General features: G+C 70.1%; 20 protein-coding genes. 14 read left to right on the top strand and 6 right to left on the bottom strand.

All coding sequences use genetic code 11. The features are described 5' to 3' along the window. Window positions 1-2: 2 nt before the first annotated feature. The 3 genes from KF903_RS05475 (at window position 3) to KF903_RS05465 (ending at window position 3808) form a co-directional block, all read left to right on the top strand. On the top strand, window positions 3-569 hold the full coding sequence (locus KF903_RS05475) for a hypothetical protein (RefSeq protein ID WP_291212086.1): 567 nt from the start codon (window positions 3-5) through the stop codon (window positions 567-569). Between the two features lie 4 nt (window positions 570-573). Then, a complete protein-coding gene (locus KF903_RS05470) occupies window positions 574-1434 on the top strand; it encodes an NAD-dependent epimerase/dehydratase family protein (RefSeq protein WP_291212084.1) in 861 nt (286 codons plus the stop codon). Between the two features lie 223 nt (window positions 1435-1657). Continuing rightward, window positions 1658-3808 (top strand): Ig-like domain-containing protein, encoded by a 2151-nt coding sequence (locus tag KF903_RS05465; RefSeq protein ID WP_291212082.1) that lies wholly within the window; start codon window positions 1658-1660, stop codon window positions 3806-3808. An 89-nt stretch (window positions 3809-3897) separates the two neighbouring features. On the opposite strand, the gene KF903_RS05460 is transcribed toward KF903_RS05465, so the two are convergent. Then, window positions 3898-4794, bottom strand: a complete 897-nt coding sequence (locus KF903_RS05460; protein WP_291212080.1) for a phosphoribosylaminoimidazolesuccinocarboxamide synthase — start codon at window positions 4792-4794, stop codon at window positions 3898-3900. A 163-nt stretch (window positions 4795-4957) separates the two neighbouring features. Between KF903_RS05460 and djlA the strand changes: the two genes are divergently transcribed. Together djlA and rpe are read left to right on the top strand one after the other, a co-directional pair. After that, window positions 4958-5776: a co-chaperone DjlA gene (gene djlA, locus KF903_RS05455; RefSeq protein ID WP_291212077.1), complete on the top strand. Its 819-nt coding sequence runs from the start codon at window positions 4958-4960 to the stop codon at window positions 5774-5776. A 46-nt stretch (window positions 5777-5822) separates the two neighbouring features. Beyond that, window positions 5823-6497 (top strand): ribulose-phosphate 3-epimerase, encoded by a 675-nt coding sequence (gene rpe, locus KF903_RS05450; protein ID WP_291212074.1) that lies wholly within the window; start codon window positions 5823-5825, stop codon window positions 6495-6497. 106 nt (window positions 6498-6603) lie between these two features. Here rpe and KF903_RS05445 read toward each other — a convergent pair whose 3' ends face one another. Further along, the gene (locus KF903_RS05445; protein WP_291212071.1) at window positions 6604-6783 is read right to left on the bottom strand and encodes a hypothetical protein; all 180 of its coding nucleotides are present in this window, start codon (window positions 6781-6783) and stop codon (window positions 6604-6606) included. Between the two features lie 299 nt (window positions 6784-7082). On the opposite strand from KF903_RS05445, the gene pdsR reads away from it, so the two are divergent. From pdsR to trpE, 4 genes are all read left to right on the top strand, one after another. Then, the gene (gene pdsR, locus KF903_RS05440; RefSeq protein ID WP_291212068.1) at window positions 7083-7775 is read left to right on the top strand and encodes a proteobacterial dedicated sortase system response regulator; all 693 of its coding nucleotides are present in this window, start codon (window positions 7083-7085) and stop codon (window positions 7773-7775) included. Window positions 7776-7923: 148 nt separating this feature from the next. After that, window positions 7924-9951: an ATP-binding protein gene (locus tag KF903_RS05435; RefSeq protein WP_291212065.1), complete on the top strand. Its 2028-nt coding sequence runs from the start codon at window positions 7924-7926 to the stop codon at window positions 9949-9951. A 156-nt stretch (window positions 9952-10107) separates the two neighbouring features. After that, window positions 10108-11145, top strand: coding sequence for a sialidase family protein (locus KF903_RS05430; protein WP_291212062.1), 1038 nt, complete (start codon window positions 10108-10110; stop codon window positions 11143-11145). 96 nt (window positions 11146-11241) lie between these two features. Beyond that, the gene (gene trpE / locus KF903_RS05425) at window positions 11242-12714 is read left to right on the top strand and encodes an anthranilate synthase component I (RefSeq protein WP_291212060.1); all 1473 of its coding nucleotides are present in this window, start codon (window positions 11242-11244) and stop codon (window positions 12712-12714) included. A 178-nt stretch (window positions 12715-12892) separates the two neighbouring features. Here the strand turns inward: trpE and KF903_RS05420 are convergent, their stop codons facing one another. Continuing rightward, the gene (locus KF903_RS05420) at window positions 12893-13390 is read right to left on the bottom strand and encodes an SRPBCC family protein (protein ID WP_291212057.1); all 498 of its coding nucleotides are present in this window, start codon (window positions 13388-13390) and stop codon (window positions 12893-12895) included. After that, complete coding sequence (locus tag KF903_RS05415) at window positions 13368-13733, bottom strand: metalloregulator ArsR/SmtB family transcription factor (RefSeq protein WP_291212054.1); 366 nt, start codon at window positions 13731-13733, stop codon at window positions 13368-13370. Before KF903_RS05415 ends, KF903_RS05420 begins: the two co-directional genes overlap by 23 nt. Before the next feature lie 360 nt (window positions 13734-14093). Here KF903_RS05415 and KF903_RS05410 point away from each other — a divergent pair, with 360 nt between their 5' ends. The 3 genes from KF903_RS05410 to trpC are packed head-to-tail and all read left to right on the top strand — an operon-like array spanning window position 14094 to window position 16564. Continuing rightward, complete coding sequence (locus tag KF903_RS05410; RefSeq protein ID WP_291212052.1) at window positions 14094-14690, top strand: aminodeoxychorismate/anthranilate synthase component II; 597 nt, start codon at window positions 14094-14096, stop codon at window positions 14688-14690. A 3-nt stretch (window positions 14691-14693) separates the two neighbouring features. Next, complete coding sequence (gene trpD / locus KF903_RS05405) at window positions 14694-15737, top strand: anthranilate phosphoribosyltransferase (protein ID WP_291212049.1); 1044 nt, start codon at window positions 14694-14696, stop codon at window positions 15735-15737. Window positions 15738-15775: 38 nt separating this feature from the next. Continuing rightward, the gene (gene trpC, locus KF903_RS05400; RefSeq protein ID WP_291212046.1) at window positions 15776-16564 is read left to right on the top strand and encodes an indole-3-glycerol phosphate synthase TrpC; all 789 of its coding nucleotides are present in this window, start codon (window positions 15776-15778) and stop codon (window positions 16562-16564) included. A gap of 9 nt (window positions 16565-16573) precedes the next feature. Here the strand turns inward: trpC and KF903_RS05395 are convergent, their stop codons facing one another. After that, the gene (locus KF903_RS05395) at window positions 16574-17554 is read right to left on the bottom strand and encodes a patatin-like phospholipase family protein (protein ID WP_291212043.1); all 981 of its coding nucleotides are present in this window, start codon (window positions 17552-17554) and stop codon (window positions 16574-16576) included. Beyond that, entirely contained in the window at window positions 17551-18534 is a 984-nt protein-coding gene (locus tag KF903_RS05390) for a YafY family protein (protein WP_291212041.1), read from the bottom strand. Before KF903_RS05390 ends, KF903_RS05395 begins: the two co-directional genes overlap by 4 nt. Window positions 18535-18654: 120 nt before the next feature. Between KF903_RS05390 and KF903_RS05385 the strand changes: the two genes are divergently transcribed. Next, window positions 18655-19233 carry a hypothetical protein gene (locus tag KF903_RS05385; protein ID WP_291212038.1) on the top strand — a complete coding sequence of 193 codons (579 nt, stop codon included), beginning with the start codon at window positions 18655-18657 and terminating at the stop codon, window positions 19231-19233. A 166-nt stretch (window positions 19234-19399) separates the two neighbouring features. After that, complete coding sequence (locus tag KF903_RS05380) at window positions 19400-20305, top strand: 5'-nucleotidase, lipoprotein e(P4) family (RefSeq protein ID WP_291212035.1); 906 nt, start codon at window positions 19400-19402, stop codon at window positions 20303-20305.

The raw sequence follows: 20305 nt of genomic DNA, 5'->3' as shown, positions 1-20305 counted from the left end.
GCATGATGCAATGGCTCGGCTGGCTGGTGGCGCTGCTCGCGATCGCGGCTGCCTTGTGGTTCGTGCGCGCGTGGCGCGGCGAACAGGCACGCGCCAACGAACTGCTGTACGAGAAGATGGATCTGGAAAACGAGCTCGACACGATGCATGCCGAGCGCGTGGCCAATCCGCCACCCGATCCGATGCCGGCGGCGATGCCGGCCGCAGCCGTGCTGGCGCCGTCGAGCGAATCGCCGGCGGTGCAGATCGCGCTGGCGCACCTGCGCGAACTCGGCACGCAGATCGAGGACTACCGCAAGTGCAATCGCGCCTACGACCTCGCCGTGCAGCAGTGCCTGCAACCGCTCGAATTGCTGATCGGCGCCGATGCAGCGACCATGGCCAGCGCGCTCGGCCACATCGACAAGGCGCGCAAGCCGTTGTTCGCGGCGCGCGCGGCCGTGCAGAAATCACCGCTGCAGCGCGCCGCAGCGGCGCTCGATGCCGCCTGCGCGGCGCTGGCCGATCCGACCGAGGCGGCGACCGATGGGCTGACAACCGAGGCCGCGCACACCGCACCCGCACCGTGACGCGATGACGACCTGCCTGGTCTTCGGTGCCAGTGGCATGGTCGGTCAGTTCCTGCTGCCGCGCCTGTCCGCAGCGGGCCTGCGCGTCCTTGCCGTGAGTCGTCGCGCGCAGCCGGCGCTGCCCGACGGGCAGTGGTTGCAGGCCGCTCTCGACCAGCCGTTGCCGGTGCCGCCGGGCAGCGAGGCGACCATCAGCTGTGGCCCGCTCGATGCGTTCGCGCGCTGGTATGCGGACGCCGCGACCGGCGCCGGTCCCGTGGTCGCGCTCGGATCGATGAGCGCCGTCAGCAAGCGCACTTCGCCCGATCCGCTCGAGCGCGAGCTTGCCGCGCGCCTGGTGGCCAGCGAACAGCAGCTGCTTGCCAGCGCCGCGCAGCGTGGTGCGCGCGCCGTGATCCTGCGGCCGACCCTCATCTATGGCAGCGGCCGCGACCGCTCACTGGCGCGCATCGCGCGCTTTGCGCGGCGCTGGCGCATGTATCCGCGCCTGCATGGCGCCAGTGGCCTGCGCCAGCCCGTGCATGCCGATGATCTGGCGCAGGCCTGCCTGGCCCTGCTGACGCCACCGGCTGCCGGCGTCTACGCCGTCGGTGGTGGCGAACGCCTCGACTGCGCGCAGATGATCGAGCGCACCTGCTGTTCGCTCGAGGTGGCCTGCCTGCCGATCCCGTTGCCGGTGGCCGTGCTCGGCTCGCGCGCGATCGCCGGCATCGCGCGCGCGATGGGCTGGGGCGCGCTGCATGCGGCCAGCATCGCGCGCCTGCGCGAGGACCTCGTTGCCGACAATGGTCCGGCCGCGCGTGATTTCGGCTGGGCACCCCGCCCGTTCGAGCCGGCGGCAGCGAGCTGGCCGCGCCTGCCGTGAGTGGCGGTCGCCGGAAGGCCGCTGCCGGCGCCGGCGCGCACGCGCAGCGGGACACGGTTTTTGCGCGCGCTGCGCACGGCTGCGGACCGGTGTCGGCAGCGGCGCACCATACGCCACCGCATTTCGCCGCAGTGCAGCGTTGCCAAGCCTTGATTGGAGCGCCTAAGATGGCCCGGTTTTCACACTTTCTTCGCATTCGGGACGCAGCCAGAAGGGGCTTGTCATGCAGCTTCGATTGATCACACTTGCGGCCGCCGCCGCGTTGGCATTGGGTACGTTGGCCGCCCCGAGCGCGCATGCGTACGATTACCGGGCACCGGTCGCGCCGCACACCGTGGTGGGCTTCGATCCGAGCCACAGCGTGATCCCGTTCCCGAACAATCTGCTGTTCGCGGGCACCACCGATCTCACGCTCAACATCCCGGTGGCGGCTGGCGCGCCCGACGCGATGCCCAAGCAGGCCATGAATGCGCAGGACGGCTTCAGCACCAGCGCGCCGTGGTCGATGACCTTCTCGGCGCCGATCGATGCGGCCTCGCTGGCCGGCAACGTGCACCTGTACGAAGTCACGCTGAGCGGTCCGGCCGGCGCCGTGACCGGCGTCGTGCGCGAACTGGCCTCGCCGGCCGAGTTCGTGGCCACGCTGGCGGCCTCCGACAGCACGGGCAAGACGATGGCGATCGTGCCGACCAAGGCGCTCAAGCAGCGCACTTCGTACATGGCCGTGGTCACCACCGGCGTCAAGGACGCGGCCGGCGGCAACGTGCGCGGATCGTTCACCTACCTGCTGGCCACCGGCAAGCGCGCGCTGTGCGCGGGCGGTCATTCGACCTCGCCGGCACTGCCCGACGCGACCGCCTGCCAGCTCGAACCGCTGCGCCAGCTCGTCAACGCGCAGGAAGCCGCGGCGCAGGGCGCCGGCATTGCGGCCGGCTCGATCGCGATGTCGTGGACGGCGACGACGCAGAGCATCACGCCGACGCTGCAGGCCGTGGCCGCGATCACCCAGGCTTCGCCCGCCGCCGAAACGCACACCGCGTCGACCGGCATGACGCTGGCCAGCCTTGGCCTGGGCCTGCCGCCGATCGCCGACATCTACGTCGGCACGATCAAGCTGCCGTACTACCTGGCCGCACCGACCCAGGCCGATCCGCTGGCGCCGCTGACCAAGAACTGGAACGCCGCGCCGGGTGCCTACATCCAGCAGTGCGCCGGGTTTGGCCTCGATCCGACCTCGACCAACCTGACCGCCTGCAACCCGATCCCGGTCGCCAAGTCGGCCGAGGTCGTGCCGCTGCTGCTGACCTTGCCCAACGCGGCGTCGGGCAAGACCAAGCCCGCCGCGGGTTGGCCGGTGGTGATTTTCCAGCACGGCATCACGCGCAATCGCACCGACATGTTCGCGATCGCGGGTACGCTGGCGGCCCAGGGTTTTGCGGTGGTCGCAATCGACCTGCCGCTGCACGGCATCACCAGCACGAGCAACCCGTTCTACATGGGCAGCTCGTCGCCGTTCGCGGCGCTCGGCGCGCATGAGCGCACCTTCAACCTCGACGTGCAGAACAACACCACCGGCGCCGCCGGTCCCGACGGCACGATCGACAGCTCGGGCAGCCATTTCATCAACCTCGCCAGCCTGCTCACCTCGCGCGACAACCTGCGCCAGGGCGTGGCCGACGTGATGCAGCTCGCCCACGCAGCCGGCACGCTGCCCAACGTCGACGGCAGCAATCCGCGCTTCGTCGGCCAGTCGCTCGGCAGCATCGTCGGCACCGTGGTGATGGCGGTCGACCCGTCGATCAAGACCGCCGTGCTGAGCGTGCCCGGTGGCGGCATCGCGCGCCTGCTCGACGGCTCGCCGACCTTCGGTCCCGTGATCCGCGCCGGCCTCGCTGGTGCGGGCGTGGTGGCGGGGACGCCGGCCTACGACAGCTTCATGCTGGCCGCGCAGACCGTGGTCGATTCGGGCGACCCGATCAACTTCGCCGGCAACGGCACGCTGATCGCGCCGCAGGCCGCCGGCACGCTGCCTTACCGCAAGAACATCCTGTTGCACGAAGTGATCGGTGGCGGCGACGTGCTGCCCGACCAGGTCATTCCCAACCGCGTCGCCAGTGGGCCGCTGTCGGGCACCGAGCCGCTGATCGCCGCACTCGCGCTGCCGGCCATCGATCATTCGATCGCGCCGAGCGCCGATGGCATCCATGCCGCCGCCCGTTTCGTGCAGGGCGTGCATGGTTCGCTGCTCGACCCCACCAGCTATCCGTATGCGACGGTCGAGATGCAGGGCGAGATGGCGAGCTTCGTGGTCAGCAATGGCGCCGCGCTCGTGGTCAACAATCCGACCGTGCTCAAGCCGGTACCGACACCCTGAGCCACGTGCTCCAGGCAAACGAAAAAGCGCGCCCCGGTGGCGCGCTTTTTTTTGCCCGGCAGGCCGCGCTGCGGTGCGAGGCGCGCGGCTCAGTCGAGCTGGATGTCGGCCAGGCGACGCAGTGCCTCGGCGTATTTCGCCGCGGTCGCGGCGATGATCGCGGGCGGAACATGCGGCCCCGGCGCGCTCTTGTTCCAGTCCAGCGTTTCCAGGTAGTCGCGCACGAACTGCTTGTCGTAGCTCGGTGGGCTGCTGCCCACGCGATACTCGTCGGCCGGCCAGAAGCGCGACGAATCGGGCGTGAGCATCTCGTCGACGACGTGCAGCCGGCCTTCGGCGTCGAGGCCGAACTCGAACTTGGTATCGGCGATGAGGATGCCGCGGCCGGCGGCATGGGCTGCCGCGAAGTCGTAGATCGCCAGCGTCGCCGCGCGCACCTGTTCGGCAAGCTCGCCGCCGATCAGCGCAACCACCTCATCGAAGCCCACGTTCTGGTCGTGCGCGCCGACCGCGGCCTTGGTCGAGGGCGTGAAGATCGGCTGCGGCAGGCGCTCGGCCTGGCGCAATCCAGCCGGCAGGCGGATGCCGCACACCGCACCGGTGGCCTGGTAGTCCTTCCAGCCCGAGCCGATGAGGTAGCCGCGTGCGATCGCCTCCACCGGCAACACGCGCAGGCGCTTGGTGATCACGCTGCGTCGTTCGTACAGGGCGGCATCCACGCCGGCCGGCAGCGCGCTGGCCACGCTGCGTCCGGTCAGATGGTTGGCAATGAGCTGGCTGGTGCGCGCGAACCAGAAATTGGAGATCTGGCACAGCATCTCGCCCTTGCCGGGGATCGGGTCGGGCAGCACCACGTCGAACGCACTGAGCCGGTCGCTGGCGACGATCAGCAGCTCCTGCGCCGACAGTGCGTAGACATCGCGCACCTTGCCGCGGTGGACGAGTTCGAGGCCGGGCAGATTGGATTCCACGAGTACGGTCGGCACGCGCTGTTCCCGCTGGCGAAAGGCCGCCATTGTAGCGATGCCCGGCGCGGCGGAAGGCCTTGCTAGAATGTGCGGCTTCACCGCCGCGACGTCTCGCTCCCGTGTCCAGCGCCGCCTGCCACCACGTCCCTGCCTGCCGCACCGCGCGCCGCGAGGCCGCGCGGTGAGGATCGTCGGCAAGATCGTCGGCGCCATCATCGGCGTGCTGCTGTGGCGCAACCCGGTCGGACTCGTGCTCGGTGGCGTGCTCGGCCACATCTACGACCAGGCCAGCGAGCGCCTGCGGCCGCCCCGCTTCGACCTCGACTTCGTCGGCCCGCTGTTCGCCTACGCCGGTGCCCTGGCCAAATCCGACGGGCGCGTCTCCGAGCCCGAGATCGTCGCCGCCGAAGCGCTGATGGGGCGCCTCAACCTCGATGCCGAGGCGCGCCGCGTGGCGATGGCGCGCTTCACGGTCGGCAAGCAGCCCGAATTCAACAATACGGTGCCGCTGGCCGAACTCAGGAACTGGTGCCGTGGCCGGCGCGACAATGCCTTCATCGTGCTCGACCTCCTGCTCGATCTCGTCTACGCCGAGGGCCTCGTGGTGCAGCCCAAGCTCGCGCTCGTGCAGAAGCTGTGCGCGGCACTGGGCGTCACCGAATACGAGCTCACCGCGCTGTCGGCGATGAAGGGTTACGGGCCGGCCTGGCATCGCGCGCAGTACGAGCGCACCGCGCGGCCGCGCGAGCGTGGCCCGTGGCAGGAAGCGCCGCCGCCCCCGCCTCGGCGACCCTCCGAAGTCGATCCCTACGCCGTGCTCGGCGTGGCCAACGACGCCGACGACGCGGCGGTCAAGCGGGCCTATCGCAAGCTGATGAGCCAGCACCATCCAGACAAACTGGTGGACGCGCCCGATGAGGTGCGCCGCCGCTCCGAGGAACGCGCGCGCGAAATCAACGCCGCCTATGAGCGCGTCCGCGAACAGCGCGGCCAGCGCTGACTGCCACCACCCCAATCCCGCCCGCGCCTCCCGCAGGTATCTCGCCATGGCCAAGCAAAGCCCGATCATCGCTCCCTCGATCCTGTCCGCCGATTTCGCCCGCCTCGGCGCCGAGGTCGATGCCGTCATCGCCGCCGGCGCGCAGTGGATCCACTTCGACGTGATGGACAACCACTACGTGCCCAACCTCACGATCGGGCCGCTGGTGTGCGCGGCGCTGCGCAAGCATGGCGTGAGCGCGCCGATCGACGTGCACCTGATGGTCAAGCCCGTCGACCGCATCGTGCCCGACTTCGCCCAGGCCGGTGCCAGCCTCATCAGCTTTCATCCCGAGGCCAGCGAGCACGTCGATCGCACGATCGGCCTGATCAAGGATCACGGTTGCCAGGCGGGCCTGGTGTTCAATCCGGCCACGCCGTTGACGTGGCTCGACCACGTGCTCGACAAGCTCGACCTCGTGCTCATCATGTCGGTCAATCCGGGTTTCGGTGGTCAGGGCTTCATTCCCGGTGCACTCGACAAGCTGCGCGAGGCGCGTCGTCGCATCGATGCCAGTGGTCGCGCGATCCGGCTCGAGATCGACGGTGGCGTCAAGGCCGACAACATCGCCCAGATCGCGCAGGCCGGCGCCGACACCTTCGTCGCCGGCTCGGCGATCTTCGGCGCCGCTGACTACGCCGCCATCATTGCGCGCATGCAGGCCGCGATCAGCGGCGGCTGAGCCGCGCCGCGCAAAAAAAAACCGCGCCGGGGCGAGAGGAGGGAGGGGAGCGCCCGGCGCGGGCCTCGCGCGAAGGGCGCGGATGCAACAGCGTCCGCGCCGCGGATCAGATCACCTGCCAGTCGGCATCGACGGCGCGCTCGGCCGCTGGCGGCGCGGCGTCGCTGCTCAGCTCGCGCCACCACGATGGCGCGATCATCGCTTCGGCACCGAGCCACAACGCCGTGGCATCGTCGTCGGACGCGGTGGTCGTGAATGAGCGCAGTGGATCCAGCAGCAAGTTCATGGCGACTCCATCATCAAGGCTGCAATGCAGCGAGGAAACCGAGCAGCAGGGCGCCGATCGCGACGACCACGCGCAGGCTCTCGCGGCCATGAAGTTCGGCGTTTGGATCGGGTGGGTTGGCGTGCATGTGGCGCTCCGCTGTTCGGCACGGTGCAACTACACCGCCGCGGCCGGCCCTGCCGGCGGCGCGCGGCGGCGCTGGCGCCGACGAGTTGTGGCATTTTGCGGGCGTTGCAGGTGGCGCCATTGCGCCGCCGCGCGCCGCCGGTAAGCTGGCCGCAACCACCACGGAACCCGTCATGCCACGCCACATCGCCATCGTCGAGGATGAACCGCTGATCCGTGCCAACTACGTCGAGGCGCTGACGCGGCTGGGCTTTGAAGTGCGCGGCTATGCCTCGCGGCCCGAGGCGCAGACCGCGTTTGCCCAGCGCCTGCCCGATCTCGTCATCATCGACGTCGGGCTCGGTGACGAGCTCGAGGGCGGCTTCGAGCTGTGCCGCACGCTGCGCGCCCAGGCGGCCACGCTGCCGATCCTGTTCCTCACCGCACGCGACTCGGATTTCGACGTCATTTCGGGCTTGCGCCTGGGCGCCGACGACTATCTCGCCAAGGACGTGTCGCTGCACCAGCTCGCCGCGCGCATCCACGCGTTGCTGCGCCGGGTCGACGCGTTGCGTCAGCCGGTGAGCGCCGACAGCGTGATCGAGCAGGGCCCGCTCAAGCTCGAGACCGAACGCATGCGCGTGAGCTGGAATGGCGTCGACGTGCCGCTCACGGTCACCGAGTTCTGGATGGTGCACACGCTGGTGCGCTTCCCCGGCCACGTGAAGAGCCGCGACCAGCTCATGCGCGATGCACAGGTCGTCGTCGACGACGCCACCATCACCTCGCACATCAAGCGCATTCGCAAGAAGTTCATCGCCATCGACCGCGCCTTCGATGCGATCGACACCGTACACGGCGCCGGGTATCGGTGGCGCAACCCTTGAGATCGCCAGGCGCCATCGCACACCGGCGATGCGCTCGCGCCGACCGGCGCTCGCGCACCGCGGCGGCCGTTGCGCGAGCGCATGGCCGTCGCGCCTCCAGCCGCGCCGCCGGCCGATCGACGGCGGGTCACTGCCGAGTGCCGGCGCCATGTCGCTGCGCCTGAAACTGCTGCTCGCCGCGCTGTGCACGCTGGCCCTGCCGTGGGCGGGCTGGCAGTTCGTGCGCCTCACCGAGCAGCTCCTGCGCGAGGGCCAGCAGCAGGCCTGGCTGACCACGGCGCACCTGCTGGCCAAGGCGATGCAGGCACGCGGCCTGCAGTTGCCGGCCGGCGAGGTGGCCTATGTGCAGACTGCGCGCGAGCCGCTGCTGATCGATGGCTACGATGACGACTGGAGCGCGTTGCGGCCCTACGCGCAGGCGATGGGTCCGGCCACCGACGCAAACAAGCTGCGCGTGACGCTGGCACGCCGCGACGGCGATCTGTATCTGCTGGCGCAGGTCCGCGACGCCACGCGCGCACGCTTCGATCCGGCCGATCCGCGCAGCGCCAGCGGCGACCACGTCACGCTCGTGCTCGGCAAGGATGGCCGCACCGCGCGCTATCGGCTCATCGGCGCCGCACCGGGCAGCTTCGTGGCAGTGGCGCAGGGCGCTGCGCCCGAGTTGCCCGAGCAACTGCAAGGGGCATTGCAGGACGATGGTTCGGGTTATCGCATCGAGCTGCGCATCGCGCGCCCGTTCGCGCCGACGCGACTGGGTATCGCGGTCCACGACTCGGCGCAGCCGGGGTCGGATACGCCCGAACTGCGCCAGCTCGTCGGCGATGACGCCGCACTCGCGCACAACCTGCAGTCGTTGCTGCCGGCGCACACGCGCGCCCGCGTGGTGCTGGTCGACGGCTGGGTGCTCGCCGACGCGGGCGAGCTGCGCGCGGATGAGTTTCCATCCGCGCAGCGCGCCGGCGGCTTTGCCGCATGGCTGTATCGGCACTTCTTCGCCGCATCGGCCGATGCGGCGCAGCCACTGGCTGGGCGGCGGCCGCGACTTGACGCGGGCGAAGTCTGGCAGGCGCTGTCGGGCATCGCCGCGACAGGCTGGCGTCCGGCCGAATACGCCGGCGCGGTGGTGCTGGTGGCTGCGGTGCCGCTCGATGCGGGGCCGCGCGCGCACGCTGCGCTGCTGTTGGAGCAGGCCAACCCGACGCTGCCGCTGCTCGCCAACCGCGCGCTGGCAGGCCTGGTCAGCGCAACGCTGGTCGCATTCGCGGTGGCCGCCGCAATCCTGCTGCTGTTCGGCGCCTTGCTGTCGTGGCGCTTGCGGCGCCTGCGCAACGCCGCCGAGCAGGCGCTGCGCGCGGGCGGTCGACTCGACGCGCCGATGCCGCTGATCGACTCGCGCGACGAGCTCGGCGATCTCGCACGCAGCTTCCGCAAGCTGCTCGACGAGATCGGCGCCTCCACCGACTACCTGCGCACGCTTGCCTCCAAGCTCTCGCACGAGCTCAACACGCCGCTGGCGATCGTCAAGTCCTCGCTCGACAACCTCGAACATCAGGGCGTGCCGGCGCCGGCGCGGCCTTACCTCGTCCGCGCGCGTGACGGCGCCGATCGGCTCGGCGCGATCGTGCGCGCAATGAGCGAGGCCAGCCGTGTCGAGCGCGCGATCGCCGCGGCCGAGGCCGAGGACTTCGACCTGCGCGCGCTGGTGGCAGGCTGCGGCGACGGTTACCGGCCGCTGGCGGCACCGCGCGAACTGCGCCTGCAGTTGCCCGCCGCGGCGCTGCCGTTCCATGGCGCTCCCGAGCTGATCGCGCAGGCGCTCGACAAGCTGTTCGACAATGCCTGCTCGTTCACGCCGCCCGGCGGTTGGATCGCGCTCACGCTGGAGGCGGGCAGCGACGGCGCGGCCTGCATCCGCGTGGCCAATGCCGGCCCGCCACTGCCGGCAGCGATGCACGAGCGCGTATTCGATTCGCTGGTGTCGCTACGTGACCGCGCCACGCCGGGTGGCGCCACGCCGCACCTGGGCCTGGGCCTGTACGTGGTGCGCCTCGTCGCCGAGTTGCATCGCGGCCATGCCAGCGCCAGCAACCGCGCCGAGGGCGATGGCGTGGAATTCGTGCTGAACCTAGTCGGCATGCCGCGGCGGCCGCTGGCACCCGGCGCGACGCGCTGACGGCTGCCGCAGCGGAGCGCTGCCGCCCGGCTCGCGCACGGTTCCGCAACGCCGCACCCATGTCCAGGCCTGCACCGATCGTTGCGGGATTTTGCCGCCGTTTCGCGTAGGCCTCATCATCACCGTCCACAACCAGGCCCAGGGCAGGCAACCGGCATGACCCGTCAGCGCATCATCGCTTCCGCCATCCTCGCGCTGGGCTGCGCGCTGCCGGCGTGGTGCCTCGCCACCTCGGCCGTGACCAGCGGCCCGCAGATCGACTACCAGCCCGCGGTCATCCGCTCCAGTGATGACGGTGCGCGCATCGTGGTGTTCGAGCGCCTCGACAACGCAACCCTGTACGGCGACCTGTGGCTGACGCGCTCGACCGATGGCGGCACGAGCTGGAGCACACCAGCGGCGATCATCGCCAGCAGCGCCAACGAACGCCATCCGGCATTGCTGCAACTGGGCCCCGCCCGGTACTTGCTGCTCTATCTCAAGGGCGGCAGCACCAATTCGAGTTTCCGCATCTGGCGCGCCACCAGCAGTGACGGCATCGCGTTCAGCGAACAGGGCGCGCTCGATCTGGGCTGGAGCACAGGCGGCGAGATCAATCCCCACGCGATCATGCATGCCGATGGCACGCTCACGCTGAGCTACCAGCGCATCGGCGGCGGCAGTTACCTCGCGCAGTCCACTGACGGCGGCGCCAGCTGGGACCTGCTGCGCACGCCGATTGCCACCGGCAGCCAGTTGCCGCGTGTCGCCAGGCGCGAGCGCGACGGACTGTATCTGGCCAGCTATCAGGTCGGCAGCAGTGCGCTCAAGATCTACGTCAAGACCACTCACGATCCCTACGACTGGAGCGCGCCAGCGCAGGAGTTTGCCGCCAGCGGCAACAACCACGACTCGCTGCCCGTCGTGCTCGCGGACGGCGCGTTCGCGCTGTTCTGGATCCGCCAGAACGGCAACGGCTTCGATCTCGCCGTGCGCCGCTCGCCCGACGCGGTGAATTGGGCTGCACCGATCGCGCTGACCAACACCCCGAACGAGGATGACGTGGAGCCGCATCCGCTGGTCGGCACCTCGCCGCGCGAGGTCGAGCTGTACTGGGGCCGTGCCACCACTGCGATGGATTACGACATCGTGCGTCTGCCGGCTGCGCCGGTGCTTGATGACGTGGTCTTTGCCGACGACTTCGACGGAACCTGAGCGCCTGCGTCGCGCGCCACAGGCGCGGGGGCGGATTGTTGCGTTGCGGGATCGCCTGCTATCGTGGCCGGCCACGCCGTTGCCGGATGCCGTCCCGTGATCAGCCGCCAGCAGTTCGATGCGCTCGCCGCGCAGGGTTACAACCGCATCCCGGTCGTGCGCGAGGTGTTGTCCGACCTCGACACGCCGCTGTCGGTCTACCTCAAGCTCGCCGACGGGCCGTATTCCTACCTGTTCGAGTCGGTCGAGGGTGGCGAGAACTGGGGTCGCCATTCGATCATCGGCCTGCCATGCCGGCGCGTGTACTCGTTGCGTGGCCACACGCTCAGTGTCGAGGAACTGGGCGAGGTGATCGAGTCGCGCGAGGTGCTCGATCCGCTGGCCGAGATCGAGGCGATCCGCGCCAGCCACCGGGTCGCCCCGGTCGCTGGCCTGCCGGCGTTCTGCGGCGGTCTGGTCGGCTACTTCGGTTTCGAGACCGTGGGCTGGATCGAGCCGCGGCTCGCCTCGACCCAGCACGACGAGCTCGGCACGCCCGATGCGCTGCTCATGCGCAGCGAGGAAGTGGCCGTGTTCGACAACCTCAAGGGACGGCTCTACCTCATCGTGCAGGCCGATCCGCGCGAGACGCACGCCTATGCGCGCGCGTGCCGGCGGCTGGACGAACTCGTGTTCCGGGTTCGTCATGGCGCCTCGACCTATCCCGACGTGCTCGATCCGCGCGCCCTGATCGAGACCGATTTCCAGTCGAGCTTCACGCGCGAGCAGTTTGAGGCGATCGTCGCCCGCGCCAAGGACTACATCCGCGCTGGCGACATCTTCCAGGTGGTGCCCTCGCAGCGCCTGTCGGTGCCATTCCGCGCGCGCCCGGTCGACGTGTATCGCGCCTTGCGCGCGCTCAATCCGTCGCCCTACATGTACTTCGTCGACCTCGGCGCCACCCAGATCGTGGGTTCGTCACCCGAGATCCTCGTGCGGCTCAAGGAAGGGCGCGTGGTGGTGCGGCCGATCGCCGGCACGCGCCGGCGCGGCGCCACGCCCGAGGAGGACGTGGCCCTCGAACGCGAGCTGCTGGCCGATGCCAAGGAGCGCGCCGAACACCTCATGCTGATCGATCTGGGCCGCAACGACGTCGGCCGCGTCAGCAAGACCGGCAGCGTGCGCCTGACCGAGAGCTTCGTCATCGAGCGCTACTCGCACGTCATGCACATCGTGAGCCAGGTCGAAGGCGAGCTGCGCGACGGCCTGTCGTACATGGACGTGCTCAAGGCCACGTTCCCGGCCGGCACGGTCAGCGGCGCGCCCAAGATCCGCGCGATCCAGATCATCCAGGAGCTCGAGCCGGCACGCCGCAACATCTATGCCGGCGCGATCGGCTACATCGGCTGGAACGGCGATGCCGACACCGCGATCGCGATCCGCACCGCGGTGATCCATGACGGCCGTCTTCATGTCCAGGCCGGCGCCGGCGTCGTGCACGACTCCGATCCGACCAAGGAATGGGAGGAGACGATGAACAAGGGGCGCGCGCTGTTCCGCGCGGTGGCGCAGGCCGCGAGCGGCCTGTGAAGCGCCCCGCCTGCGCGACGACGCTGCACTGACGTTCGCCCGCAGCGCCTGGCATCCGCGGCCGGGCGGCGGGGCGGCGACCACCGCGCGCGACTGCGCCGCGCCGCCACGTGGTGGCTGCGGGCGGTGGCCCAGGCCCGCCACTTCGCGCCAGCCGCCTGACCCGGCCGTGAGCGGGTCAGCGCGCGGCCAACTCGGCGAGCAGCGTGTCGAGCTGCACGAAGGTTTCGGTCATCGCGTCCTGCGCGCCGGTGCCCGCGGCGTCGAGTGCGGCTGCGCTCGGATACAGCTCGCGCAGGATCAGCAGCGTTCGCCCATCGCGCTCTTCGAGTGTCACGGCGGTGACCGATCCCGCCTCACCCCCCTCCTCGTTGGTCCACACGATGCGCCGTTCGGGCACCACTTCGAGATAGGTGCCGAAAAACGCCATCGCGGTGGCCGCATCGTCACCGAATACGAGGCGGTACTTGCCGCCGCTGCGCACGTCCATCTCGCACGAGCGCAGTGTCATGCCCATCGAGCGCGGCAGCCACCACTGCCGGAACAGCTCGGGCCTGGACCACGCCTCGAACACGAGTCGCGCCGGCGCGTTGAACGTGCGCGTGACGACAACCTCGCGCGGTGACGTTTTCCGCACCACCGTGCGTGCGGATTCACCGTCTTTTCTGGCGACCACGGGCCTTCTCCTTGCGTTGCAGGACGTCGATGACACCGTCGAGGGCTTCGAAGCGCGCGTCCCACATCCGGCGGTAGCGCGCGAGCCACGCCAGTTCCTCGTCGAGTCGACATGGACCCAGACGGCAGGTACGCACGCGGCCGACCTTTTCGGTGCTGACGAGGCCAGCCAGCTCAAGCACGCCGACATGCTTCTTCATGCCCGTGAGGGTCATGTCGAAGCGATCGGCGAGGTCGCTGATGGAGGCGTCGCCGTTGGCGAGCTGGGCGAGAACGCCGCGCCGCGTGGCATCGGCGAGCGCGGCGAAGGAGGCGCTGAAGCGGGACGGGGAATACTGAACCATATGGCTCAGTGTGGACCGCTTGCGGTGCGCCTGCAAGCTGTGTCGCGCGGCCGCCGCAGAAAGCCCGCTCCAGTGCCGAGTCGAGATCAGGCGCCGGCATCCCCTGGCGTTTGGCCAGCGCCGGCGCGCCGCGCCTGCGCGGCGCTCCCCAACGCCGGCCTGGCGCGCTTGCCCGATACGCCCATCACCCCTAGGCTTGCGCTGATGGGCGTGCTCGCGATGCGTTCGGGCGCCGGTCGGCTCGGGCGGCTCGCCAGTGCCCGGCCACTGGCGCCGGGCGCGGCCAGGCACCGGCGAGCGCCGGCACGCTGCGCGCACAATCCCCATGAAACCAACCCACTTCAACAGGTTGCCGGATCCATGCTGCTGATGATCGACAACTACGACTCGTTCACCTTCAATCTCGTGCAGTACTTCGGCGAGCTTGGCGAAGAGGTGCGCGTGGTGCGCAACGACGCGCTGGACCGCGCCGCCATCAGCGCGCTGCGGCCCTCGGCGATCGTCATCTCGCCGGGACCGGGCACGCCCGACGAGGCTGGCGTGTCGCTCGACCTGCTGCGCGAGCCGCTGCCCGGCGTGCCCGTGCTCGGCGTGTGCCTGGGGCATCAGGCGATCGGCCAGGTCTTTGGCGGGCGCGTGGTGCGCGCGGGCGAGATCATGCACGGCAAGACCTCGCCGATCCGCCATCGCGGCGTCGGCGTGTTCGCCGGTTTGCCCGATCCGTTCCAGGCCACGCGCTACCACTCGCTCGTGGTCGAGCCGTCGAGCCTGCCCGATTGCCTCGAGGTCACCGCCTGGACCGAGCGCGCCGACGGCTCGCGCGAGGAGATCATGGGTCTGCGCCATCGCAGCCTGCCGATCGAGGGCGTGCAGTTCCACCCCGAGTCGATCCTTACCGAACACGGCCATGCCCTGCTGCGCAATTTCCTCGCGCAGGGTCTGGCGAGGGCCGCCTGAGCCATGACGATCACCCCGCAGGAAGCGCTGCAGCGCACGATCGAACACCGCGAAATCTTCCACGACGAGATGGTCGGCCTCATGCGCCAGATCATGCGCGGCGAAGTGTCACCGACGCTCGTCGCGGCGATCCTGACCGGCCTGCGCGTCAAGAAGGAGACGATCGGCGAGATCGCCGGCGCGGCGCAGGTGATGCGCGAGCTGTCGGCCCGCGTCGATGTCGGCACGCCTGCGCATTTCCTCGACATCGTCGGCACCGGCGGCGATGGCGCGCACACCTTCAACATCTCCACCGCGTCGATGTTCGTCGCGGCGGCCGCCGGCGCCAAGGTGGCCAAGCACGGCAACCGCAGCGTGTCGTCGAAGTCGGGCAGTGCCGATGTGCTCGAGGCGCTCGGTGCCGCGATTGACCTCGCGCCAGCCCAGGTGGCGCAGTGTTTCGCCGAGGTCGGCATCGGTTTCATGTTCGCGCCCAACCACCATCCGGCGATGAAGGCGGTGGCGCCGGTGCGGCGTGAACTGGCCGTGCGCACGATCTTCAACATCCTCGGCCCGCTGACCAATCCGGCCGGCGCGCCCAACATCCTCATGGGCGTGTTCCACCCCGACCTGGTCGGCATCCAGGTGCGTGCGCTGCAGCGGCTGGGCGCGCGGCGCGCGCTCGTGGTGTGGGGCCGCGACGGCATGGACGAAATCTCGCTCGGTGCGGCGACCAAGGTCGGCGAACTGCGCGATGGCCAGGTGCGCGAATACGACATCGAGCCCGAGGATTTCGGCCTCACGATGGCGTCGAGCCGCAACCTGCGCGTGGCCGACGCGCAGGAATCGCGCGCGATGCTGCTGGCCGCGCTCGGCGGTGGCGGCGGCATCGCTCACGACATCGTCACGCTCAACGCCGGCGCCGCGCTGTACGCGGCCGACGTGGTGGACTCGATCGGCGCCGGCATCGAGCGCGCCCGCGCGGCGATCGCCAGTGGTACCGCCCGCGCCCGCCTTGACGCCTTCGTCGCCACCACCCAGGCGCTGGCCGCCCGCGGCGGTGCCTGAAACGACCTGCCACAAACCGATCCCGACCCGCGCCAAGCATGGACATCCTGCACCGCATCCTCGCCCGCAAGGCCGAAGAAATCGCCGAACGCTGCGCGCGCCTGCCGCTGGCCGAACTGGCCGCGCGCTGCGCCGACCTGCCGCCCACGCGCGGCTTTGCCGACGCGCTCGAGGCGAGGATCGCCGGCGGCCACGCCGGCGTGATCGCCGAGGTCAAGAAGGCCAGCCCTTCCAAGGGCGTGATCCGCGCCGACTTCGATCCGGCCGCGATCGCCGCGAGCTATGCGCGCGCCGGCGCGGCTTGCCTGTCGGTGCTCACCGATGCCGATTTCTTCCACGGCAGCGAGGCCTGCCTGCAGCAGGCGCGCGCGGCCTGCGCGCTGCCGGTGCTGCGCAAGGACTTCACGATCGATCCCTATCAGGTCCACGAGGCGCGCGCGATCGGCGCCGACGCGATCCTGCTGATCGTCGCCGCGCTGGACGATGCCGCGCTGCTCGAACTCACGCTGTTGGCCAGCGAGCTCGGCCTCGATGTGCTGGTCGAGGTCCACGACGAGGCCGAGCTCGAGCGTGCACTCGACCTGCCGGTGCGGCTGATCGGCGTCAACAACCGCAACCTGCGCACGTTCGAGACTTCACTGGAGACGAGCCTGCGCCTGCGGCCGCGCGTTGCTGCCGGGCGCCTCTTGGTGGCCGAGAGCGGCATTCACGCGCCGGCCGACGTGGCCATGCTGCGTGCGGCCGGCATCGATGCCTTCCTCGTCGGCGAGGCCTTCATGCGCGCGCCCGATCCGGGCGCCGAGCTGGCGCGCCTGTTCGCAGCCTGAGCTATACGCTCAGCCGCGCCAGCGCACCGACGGTGGCTGCCAGCGTGCGAGCGCTTCGCGCGTGCGCAGGCGGCCAAGTTCGATGAGCTCGCTGGCGCGATAGAACTCGTAGAACGCGCTCGCATTGCGCGGAATCGTGATCAGCAGGTCGGGCGGCTGGGCAGCGAGCTTGAGCCGCGTCATCGTGGCCTGCATCACGTCGAGCGAGCGCGCGAACAGCTCGATGACGCCGGGATCGTGTTCGGCGGCGCGTTTCTCGTGGCGTTCGGCGAATGCATCGAGCAGGGCCGCAAAGCGGCGCTTGCGCGGGCCATGGCCCGCCTCGTGGCCGGCGTCGCCATTGCTGGCGGCAGTGGTGGCCGCAGCCGACGCGGCGCCACTCGCCGCCGCAGGCGGCAGCGCATCGTCGAGCGATTCGGCCGGCGCGTTGACGTCGACGGCGATGGTGGCCTCGGTGAGGTCGCGCAGCGTCGGTGACACCGGCAGCGGATTGAGCAGGCCGCCATCGACCAGCAGGCGACCTTCGTAGCGGTGCGGCCGGAACACGGTCGGAATCGCGATCGAGGCGCGGATCGCGTCGAACAGGCAACCGCGCGAGAACCACACCTCGCGATGTGCGTCGAGGTCGACCGCGACCGCGGTGTAGCGCACGGGCAGGTCCTCGATGCGCACATCGCCAACCAGCTTGCGCAGCTCGAGGCCGATGCGGTCACCCTTGATGAGGCCGCCGCCGCGCCAGCTCCAGTCGACCAGCCGCAGCACGTCGAGCCGCTGCAGCGGGCTGACGAAGTCGCGGTAGGCCTCGAGCTTGCCGGCGGCGTAGACGCCGCCGACCAGCGCTCCCATCGAACTGCCGGCGATGGCCTCGATCGTGTAGCCCTGCGCGCGCAGCTCCTCGATCACGCCGATATGGGCGTAACCGCGCGCGCCACCCGAGCCGAGCACGAGCGAGATGCGCCGCGGCGCCGCCGGCGCCATGGTGGCGGTCATGGCCGTGGCTCCTGATAGGCACCCAGCGCCAATTGCAGCATGATCTTCATCTCCTCGCGCAGCGGCACCGGCGCCACCACCTCGGCATCGGCCCCGTAGCGCAGCACGTCCATCAGCAGCTCGCGCGAATTGGAATAGGGCAGTTTGAGTTCGTAGCGGCCGTCGGGCAGGCGCGTGCCCTGCTGCTGCGAATGCCAGTGTTCGTCGGCGACCCAGCGCGCCGCGTGCGGGGAGAAGCGCAGCGTGGCCCAGGCCTTGGGTGCGCCCGAGAAGATGCCGTAACTGGCGGCCAGATGCGCGTCGAGTTCCTCGGCACCGCGATCGAGCGCGGCCTCGCCCAGCGCCAGTGGCGCCTGGATGCGATCGAGCGCAAAGCTGCGCAGCGCGTCACGGCTGTGGTCCCAGGCATCGAGATACCAGTTGTCGCGATAGTGGGCCAACCGCTGCGGCGACACCACGCGCTCGGTGCTCGCATCGGTCGAGCGCGCGCGGTAGCCGAAGCGCAGGCGCTGGCGCGCCAGCACGGCGCTGGCAACCGTGCGGAACACATGCTGGTCGAGGCGGCGCGAGCCGCTCGCCAGCACGCGGATGCGCTCGACCGGCAGGCTCTTGCCGCTGCTGTGATCCGACAGCAGGCGTTCGATGCGGGCGCGGAAGGGCGCCAGCGCGCCGGCCAGCACTCCAGGGTCACTGCGCCCGAGCAGTTCGTTGAGCGCGAGCAGCGCGGCCAGTTCCTCGCTCGACAGCCACAGGCCCGGCAGTTCGAAGCGGTCGCCCTCGCCGGCGGCATAGCGGAACGCGGCCTGTTCGCCCTCGCCGCCCTCGATCGGCGCGCCGAGCGCGTCGCGCAGGAAGGCGATGTCGCGGTACACGGTCGCACGCGAGCAGCCCAGTTCGTCCTTGAGCTGGGCGAACGGCACGGGATAGCGCGCCGACTTGAGCGTGCGGTGCAGGGTCAGGATGCGTTCGTAGCGGTCCATGGATTGTCCTGAAGGCAGGCGCTTTTGCGTTCTGTGGGCTGACGCCGGTGTGGCATCGTACAGGTGCCGCGTCGGCGTGGCGCTGTGACGCGATCAATGACCCCGATACAGGAGCAGACGATGACTGGTTTTTTCAAGGCCGCGACCCTGATGGTGCTGCTGCTGGTGCCCGCGCTGGCACCGGCTGCGGCGAGCGACGAATTGCGCAGCGCATTCGTCAAGTTCCTCGCGGCCAAGAGCTTTCGCGCCACCGTGACCGACGTGAAGAAGGGCAAGCAGCTCTCGCAGATGAGCTTCGTCGCGCCCGACCGCTACCGCATCGACGCCAACGGCAACGTCAGTGTCGTGATCGGCGACACCATGTACATGGATCTCGGCGGCGGCCAGTTGCAGCCGCTGCCGGTGCCGGGCGTGGGCAAGCTGATCGCGCAATATCGTGATCCGACCTTCGTCGACGACATCGCGGCGGGCATGCAGGTGCAGCTCGTCGGTGACGACAGCCTCGATGGCGAGCCGGCGCGCGTGTATGCCTACACCGTCAGTCGCCCCGTGAAGGCTGCCGCCAAGGCCTGGGTTTCGCTCGCCAGCGGTCTGCCGCTGCAGGTCGAATCGACCGCCACGATGCTGGGCCGCGCCAGCACCACGCGCGTGCGCTACCAAGGCTACGACGACGCGGCGATCCGCATCGACGCGCCCTGAATGACGGCCGGGCGGATTGCCGGCCCACTGCGCCGCGTCCGCGGCGCACGGCGCCAGCGGCGCCCGCTTTGCGTATGATGGCCAATCCAGTCCCGCGGGCGGCGGGTTGCGCGGGCGCGCGCAGCGCCGTCCGCCGTCCGCACCGCGCACCATCGGTGGAGATGCGATGAAACTGCTGCCCCTGCCTGGCCTCATCCTCGTTGCCGCCCTGCTCGGCGCCTGCGCCGCGCCGGTGGCGAAGAAGCCCGCCGTCGTCGCGGCGCCGGTGACGGCACCGCCACCGGCATCGGTCGCGGCGGGCCCGGCGCCCGATGACAATCTCAATGCGGTGGCCTGGACCCAGACGTCGGTCGAGCACGACCTCATCTACCGTGAGGTCTACCGCAACGCCACCGACCGCCTCGACCACGCACTCGCCGACCGGAGCTGGGATGCGCTGCCGCACGAGGAGCGCACGGGTCCGCTGCGCGGACTCAAGCCCGCGATCATCCTCGACATCGACGAGACCGTCCTCGACAACACGCCCTATGCGGTGCGCCGCATGCGCGAAGGCAAGGGTTACGAGAGCGCGTCGTGGCGGCAATGGTGCGAGGAGAAGGCCGCCAAGCCGCTGCCGGGCGCGCTCGAGTTCACGCGCCATGCGGCCAGCCGCGGCGTCACCGTGTTCTACGTCACCAACCGCAGTCACGATGTCACCGACGCCACCATCGCCAACCTGCGCGAGCAGGGCTTTCCGCTGGCCGCCGGCGAGGATGTGGTGCTGGCGCTCGGCACGGTCGTGCCCGGCTGCGAGCCCAGCGGCAGCGACAAGGGCTGCCGGCGCCGCCTGGTCGCACAGCACTACCGCGTGCTGATGCAGTTCGGCGACCAGCTCGGTGATTTCGTCGATGTGCGCGACAACACGCCGGCCGGGCATCGCGCCGCCGTGGCGCCGTATCTGGGCTGGGTGGGCGAGCGCTGGTTCGTGCTGCCCAACCCGACCTATGGCGCCTGGGAAGCGGTCCTGTTCGGCAACGACTGGAAGCTGCCGCCCGAGCAGCGGCGCGCATTGAAGTACAGCAACATGCATTGA

It is taken from the genome of Dokdonella sp. (genome assembly GCF_019634845.1).
Taxonomy (GTDB): Bacteria; Pseudomonadota; Gammaproteobacteria; order Xanthomonadales; family Rhodanobacteraceae; genus Dokdonella_A.
The sequence above is the reverse complement of the archived record's forward strand: the minus strand, read 5'-3'. Positions and strand labels throughout refer to the sequence as shown.

Bases quoted from the DNA above. Each gene is read 5' to 3' on its own strand.
- KF903_RS05475 (WP_291212086.1), top strand. From the start codon at position 3: ATGATGCAATGGCTCGGCTGGCTGGTGGCGCTGCTCGCGATCGCGGCT.
- KF903_RS05470 (WP_291212084.1), top strand. From the start codon at position 574: ATGACGACCTGCCTGGTCTTCGGTGCCAGTGGCATGGTCGGTCAGTTC.
- KF903_RS05465 (WP_291212082.1), top strand. From the start codon at position 1,658: ATGCAGCTTCGATTGATCACACTTGCGGCCGCCGCCGCGTTGGCATTG.
- rpe (WP_291212074.1), top strand. From the start codon at position 5,823: ATGGCCAAGCAAAGCCCGATCATCGCTCCCTCGATCCTGTCCGCCGAT.
- KF903_RS05445 (WP_291212071.1), bottom strand. From the start codon at position 6,783: ATGAACTTGCTGCTGGATCCACTGCGCTCATTCACGACCACCGCGTCC.
- pdsR (WP_291212068.1), top strand. From the start codon at position 7,083: ATGCCACGCCACATCGCCATCGTCGAGGATGAACCGCTGATCCGTGCC.
- KF903_RS05435 (WP_291212065.1), top strand. From the start codon at position 7,924: ATGTCGCTGCGCCTGAAACTGCTGCTCGCCGCGCTGTGCACGCTGGCC.
- KF903_RS05430 (WP_291212062.1), top strand. From the start codon at position 10,108: ATGACCCGTCAGCGCATCATCGCTTCCGCCATCCTCGCGCTGGGCTGC.
- KF903_RS05415 (WP_291212054.1), bottom strand. From the start codon at position 13,733: ATGGTTCAGTATTCCCCGTCCCGCTTCAGCGCCTCCTTCGCCGCGCTC.
- KF903_RS05410 (WP_291212052.1), top strand. From the start codon at position 14,094: ATGCTGCTGATGATCGACAACTACGACTCGTTCACCTTCAATCTCGTG.
- trpD (WP_291212049.1), top strand. From the start codon at position 14,694: ATGACGATCACCCCGCAGGAAGCGCTGCAGCGCACGATCGAACACCGC.
- trpC (WP_291212046.1), top strand. From the start codon at position 15,776: ATGGACATCCTGCACCGCATCCTCGCCCGCAAGGCCGAAGAAATCGCC.
- KF903_RS05395 (WP_291212043.1), bottom strand. From the start codon at position 17,554: ATGACCGCCACCATGGCGCCGGCGGCGCCGCGGCGCATCTCGCTCGTG.
- KF903_RS05390 (WP_291212041.1), bottom strand. From the start codon at position 18,534: ATGGACCGCTACGAACGCATCCTGACCCTGCACCGCACGCTCAAGTCG.
- KF903_RS05385 (WP_291212038.1), top strand. From the start codon at position 18,655: ATGACTGGTTTTTTCAAGGCCGCGACCCTGATGGTGCTGCTGCTGGTG.
- KF903_RS05380 (WP_291212035.1), top strand. From the start codon at position 19,400: ATGAAACTGCTGCCCCTGCCTGGCCTCATCCTCGTTGCCGCCCTGCTC.